1 protein-coding gene is annotated in these 1,297 nt (G+C 43.2%); it reads right to left on the bottom strand.

Annotated features, from left to right (window positions below; genetic code table 11):
- Positions 1-13: 13 nt before the first annotated feature.
- A partial coding sequence (locus DXB63_RS18315; protein WP_233522895.1) for an IS66 family transposase occupies positions 14-1,297 on the bottom strand: 1,284 nt, incomplete at its 5' end.

Genomic DNA, 1,297 nt, shown 5'->3' on the forward strand with positions numbered 1-1,297 from the left:
ATCAGGATTAATTTTAGATTTTATTAGGTTTAATACCTATCGTCATTGGCAATAAGTTCTCATAATCTCTTCGGCCAAGCATGATTTCGTGAAAGAAGCTTTTGAAAAATTCCAAGGCTGAGATGCCATGCATCTTGCAGGTTGATATGATGGTATGGTAAGCTGCCGACACATTCGCCATCCTGTCGCTACCGAAGAACAATGAGTTCTTACGTTCGCCGGCAAGGGGACGGATGAAGCGCTCGGCAATTGAATTGTCAATACTGTAACGTCCGTCTTTGAGATAGGCAAAGAGCTGCGTCCAAAACGTATCAAGATAACGAATGGCTTTTTCCATCAGCTCACCTCGTGGAGAATGATTTTCGGACAGCATTGCGTCCAACTTACTGCGTAACCTTATGACGATCTCTTTTGTTTTCAACTTTTGACGAAGAAGCCCAATCTGTTCGGCAGAAAGTTTTCCATGCTCATATTCAGCTTCCAACTTGTAGAGTTCTCCAATACACTTTAAAAAGTATTCAGCATCCTTATCACCTCCCTGTTCAAGGGCGTATTTAAATTTAGCACGGGCATGAGCCATACAACAGATATGTTCCACATCTATCAGCTCATTATCAAGATACATATAAACATTGTAGCCATCCGACTGCAAGGACTTCACTTGCGCATTTCCAAGAATCAGGCGAAGCGCGTCACGGCTTCTGGAACCTTCCCCGTAACAGTAGATTGCTATTTTAGCTTCCTTGTTCACCAGACACCAAATGTATTTCTTCCTATAAGTATCGTTTATTTTTACCCTGCACCAGGTTTCATCACAATTTATCACAGAATCTTTCTCAAGGCACATATTCTTCAGTACCTTGACCAACTCTGCCATATAAGTGCCCCCTTTGGCAAGCCAGTTGCTTAAAGTCATCCGGCATACACGCATTTTCTCATCCATTATACGTAAGATCTCACGGTAGAAAGGGGTGTCAAGCACATATTTATTGAAAGCAAGATAAGCCAGGAAATTGCTGGATGCATGGGTGCCGGGAACCTTGTCTATTATCTCCGGTTCACCGCTTTTAGGGAAGTAACCCTCATAAATCTTACCATCGGGCATCTTGTAGCGAACCACCTGATACTGATGTTCCAATATCTCACTGATTTGCTCGTAGGAGTACTTGAAAAAGACCTTCAACACTTGCGCCTCTTTGGGTAATTTGCCCATATCCGAGCGGTGTGAAACAGACTTACCGGCTTTCATGGTGCGATATTCAACACCTTGGCGATACATACGGATCTCCTTTGCAGG

This window comes from Bacteroides sp. OM05-12 (genome assembly GCF_003438995.1).
GTDB lineage: Bacteria > Bacteroidota > Bacteroidia > Bacteroidales > Bacteroidaceae > Bacteroides.